General features: G+C 68.3%; 3 protein-coding genes and 1 pseudogene. 2 read left to right on the forward strand and 2 right to left on the reverse strand.

Annotated elements, in window-relative coordinates; translation table 11 throughout:
• Nucleotides 1–707 (reverse strand): reverse transcriptase domain-containing protein (locus E4N62_RS47750; protein ID WP_308186480.1); only part of this gene is annotated, 707 nt, incomplete at its 3' end.
• A 502-nt stretch (nt 708–1,209) separates the two neighbouring features.
• Nucleotides 1,210–1,659, reverse strand: a complete 450-nt coding sequence (locus E4N62_RS47755) for a transposase (RefSeq protein WP_230223778.1) — start codon at nt 1,657–1,659, stop codon at nt 1,210–1,212.
• 663 nt (nt 1,660–2,322) lie between these two features.
• Between E4N62_RS47755 and E4N62_RS47760 the strand changes: the two are divergent.
• Together E4N62_RS47760 and E4N62_RS47765 are read left to right on the forward strand one after the other, a co-directional pair.
• Nucleotides 2,323–3,598: pseudogene (locus E4N62_RS47760) on the forward strand (IS110 family transposase).
• A gap of 282 nt (nt 3,599–3,880) precedes the next feature.
• The coding region (locus tag E4N62_RS47765) for a transposase (RefSeq protein WP_230224798.1) at nt 3,881–4,054 on the forward strand (174 nt) is incomplete at its 3' end.

Genomic DNA, 4,054 nt, shown 5'->3' on the forward strand with positions numbered 1-4,054 from the left:
CGGTCTCGGATGGCTCCATTGTCCCGGTCTCCCGCAGGATTCCGGCCTTCAGGAACGCCTTGACCAGGGCGAGCACGCGCTTGTCCTTGACTCGGGGAACGCACCCGGTCCATGAGGGCCGTGTGGTCGATCGAGTCGAAGCACGCCTCGATGTCCGCGTCCAGGACCTGGCGGTAGCCTTGGGTGCCCCAGAAGTGGATCTCGGCGATCGCGTCGTGCGCCCTCCGGTTGGGGCGGAACCCGTAGGAGACCGGCGTGAAGTCAGCCTCAAAGATGGGTTCCAGCACCAGTTTCAGCGTCGCCTGGACTACGCGGTCGGCCACGGTCGGGATGCCGAGACTCCTCAGTTTCCCGCCGTGCTTGGGGATCATCCGCTCGCGTACCGGCAGCGGGCGGAACGTCCGCTGCCGAAGCTGCTCGCGCAGCTGGTCCAGGAACACCTCCACGCCCACCTGCTCGGCGATGGTGCGGGCCGTGGCCCGGTCCACGCCGGCGGTGCGGGCACCGGTGTTGCCGGCGACCCGGTCCCACGCACGTGCGAGGAACCTGCGGTCGCATACCAGGTGGTACAGATCATCGAAGCGGCAGCCGGGATCGGCCGCCGCCCAGCGGTGCAGCTTGGTCTGCATCTCCCGTACCTGCAGCGGCCGCACCACCGGCACGTCGCGCTGCACGGCCGGAGTCTCCACTCCGGCGTCTTCGGGCATTGCAGTCCCCTTCCACTCGTTACCTGCTGCCGCCCTTCGCCATGTACGCGGCTTTCCCGCGCTCGGACTACTACGGCGGCTCCGCCCCATCCCGGACCGTTCGGCCGACGGTGGACCCAGCCCGGATGTCCGCGCCGGATGCGCGGCCCGCGGCGGGACCGGGACGGTTCCCGTGTTCACTTGTGATCGCTTGTCGGAGGAGGCGCCCGGCTATACCCCCGGCGGCATCGCCACGGCTACGCCGCAGTCCTTCACCGTGGCCTTGCGCGGCGGCGAACGAGACCTCCGCGCAAGTCGCCTGCCCGAGCAGATGGCAGACGCGCACCGCACCCAGCCCAGATCCGTCAGGTTCGAGCTGGTGGGAATTCGTTACGAGGCTTCACACACCGGTTCCTCTCGTACACCTCTCCGTCATGCTCGCCGGGCACACGGCCATCTGACGGTCCTGGCCCCGCCCCGGCTTTGTCAGGGCTGCTTCCCGCCCTCCCCGGCACCTCCCGGATCAGGCTGCCCTCAGCTTCAACCCCACTGCTGCGACAGCAGGTTGGTGCAGGTCTTTCACCTCCACTCGATCAACAAGCGCCTCACGGCGCACCCGCTCGACGATCCACCGCTTGGGCAGCACCACGAAGCCGCGCATGTCGTCGCTGCGCTTGACGATCGCCAGGACCAGCGCGAACGTGGCCAGGCAGTACTCGACGAGGCCGCCGGTGTAGCCGCCGTCGGCCCAGACCAGCTCCAACTGGTGGTGGGCGTCGGCGACTTGCCGCAGCAGGACCTGCGCGGCGGCGCGATCACCGGTGTCCGCTGCGGTGACCATCACACCCAGCAGCAGGCCGAGCGTGTCGACCACGACGTGCCGCTTGCGCCCGTTGACCAGCTTCCCGCCGTCGAAGCCACGGCTGTCCGCACCGACGGCGACGTCCGCCTTGACCGACTGCGAATCGATCACACCCGCACTCGGCTCCAATCACACGTCGGTGCAGCCGAGTTGAACTCCACCGGCGCGAGCGCGTACAACTGCGGCAACAGGGTCTCCTGGATCTCGGTCGGCTTCGCAACCCCGAGCTACCAAGAGGCCCTAATCCGTTGCTAAGGGCGTTCCGAGGAAGCGGTTGGCTCCCGGGATGTTCGAGTGCCGGACCGTGACACCTCGTGGCTGCCGGGCGGGCAACGCCTCGCTTTAGACAGCGTGCGCGGTCCTGGTGCTCATGGTGGTGGCGGTCGCGTGGGCGCCGTATGGATGCCCCAAGAGGCCCTGGCGTGTGATGCCTCAAGGCAGAGCGGCGACATGCGGTGCAGCGGGGCCGCCACCACCGTCGACGGGCGCTGGTGCTCGTCGGCACTGGACGGACGCCTGTGCGGTCTGGGCCTTGATGCCTCCAGCCAGAGCGGCGCCGTCCAGGGCCGTCGAGCGTCAACACCGATTCTTGATCACTCGTTGGTGTTGGTGGTGCGAGCCTGCCGCACGGTGACCTCTTGATACGCCCGAGCCGTCCGAGCTCCCGCGCAGACCGAGGCCCGTGGGGTGCACTGGTGCCACGAACGGCTAGTGAGGTGGAGGCACATCCGCAGGACGGTTGATGCCTGGGATTAGGTCGCTCGCGTGGCCCGCATGCGCTCGTCACCAGCGCAAACACCTGCACATCGGGGAGGGACAACCTTGATCTACTGCGGAATCGACTGGGCGGAACGAACCCACGACGTCGCCCTGGTAAACGATGCCGGGGCGCTGGTGGCCAAGCGGCACATCACCGACGACGCGGCCGGCTACAAACTGCTGCTGGACCTGCTCGCCGAGCACGGCGACACCGAGGAGAACCCGATCCCCGTGGCGATCGAGACCTCCCGCGGCCTGCTGGTTGCCGTGCTGCGAACCGGCAAACGCAAGGTGTTCGCGATCAACCCGCTGGCCGCCGCCCGCTACCGCGACCGGCACTCCGTCTCCCGCAAGAAGTCCGACCCCGGCGACGCACTCGTGCTCGCGAACATCCTGCGCACCGACATGCACGCCCACCGGCCGCTGCCGGGCGACTCCGAACTCGGACGCGCTATCGCCGTCCTGGCCCGCGCCCAGCAGGACGCGCTGTGGAACCGACAACAGATCGCCAACCAGCTCCGCTCCCTGCTGCGCGAGTACTACCCCGCCGCCCTGGAAGCCTTCGCCACCTGGACCAACGGCCTGTGCCGCCCCGAAGCCCGCGAACTCCTCAAGGCCGCACCGACTCCCTCCCGGGCCGCGCGGCTGACCCGCACCCAGCTCCAGGCCGCCCTTAAACGAGCAGGCCGCAAGCGCGGCATCGAGGCTGAGGCCGACCGCGTCCGCGAGGTCTTCCGCGCCGAGTGGGCCCACCAGCCGCCGCTGGTCGAGAACGCGCTCGGCAAGCAGATGCTCGCCCTCCTTCTCCAGCTGGAAGCCGCCTGCACCGCCGCCGACCAGCTCGCCGAGGCGGTGGAAGAGGCGTTCCCTCAGCATCCGGACGCTGAGATCCTGCTGAGCTTCCCCGGGCTCGGTATCCAGCTCGCCGCCCGGATCCTGGCTGAGATCGGGGACGACCACAGCCGCTTCGCCGACGCCCGCGGCCTGAAGGCATACGCCGGCTCCTCGCCCATCACCAGGGCCTCCGGCAAGAAGTCGTCCATCACACGGCGGTGGGTGAAGAACGACCGGCTCAATCACGCCGGCTACCTCTGGGCCTTCGCCTCACTCCGGACATCCGCCGGAGCCAACGCCCACTGCCGGGCGACGACGCGAGCACGGCGACTGGCACGCCGCCGCCCAGCGCAACCTCTTCAACCGCATGATCGGCCAGCTCTACCACTGCCTACAACACCGCCAGCTGTTCGACGAACACACCGCGTTCCCCACCGAACTCGCCGCCGCAGCTTGACGCGTTGGCATCGTGAGGTGTCTGTTCTCATGCACGCGACCGACTGCGGTCACCCGATCGAGACTCCCGTTCGACGCACACCACTCAAGATCGGAACGACAACAGCCACTGAGCTTGGTGTTTAACCTCGGCCGTTCACCTGACCTGCTGATCTTGGCTCGTTCCCGAGACAGCAGGGCGGCCGTTCTTCACGCTTCGAGGTGTCGAGCAACGTCGCGTGAAGGAACGGCCGCTGGTGAAGAGTCTCGCCGCTGAACAGTCCGCTGACGCCGCGTTGGTGTCCTGTCCCACTTTCGTGTCGAGTTCTACGACTGCCTCTACACCCGGGCGGATGCGCTCTTCGAGCTCACCGACGCGGTGTTGTGCTCGGACGGCCCGGTCACCTCGCTGGTCGAGTTGACGCTCACGGCCGAGCACCGGCGCGGGCACGGAGCAATGTACGACGCCGTCAACCAC

The organism is Streptomyces sp. MNU76, from assembly GCF_020982545.1.
In the GTDB taxonomy this organism is placed as follows: Bacteria; Actinomycetota; Actinomycetes; order Streptomycetales; family Streptomycetaceae; genus Streptomyces.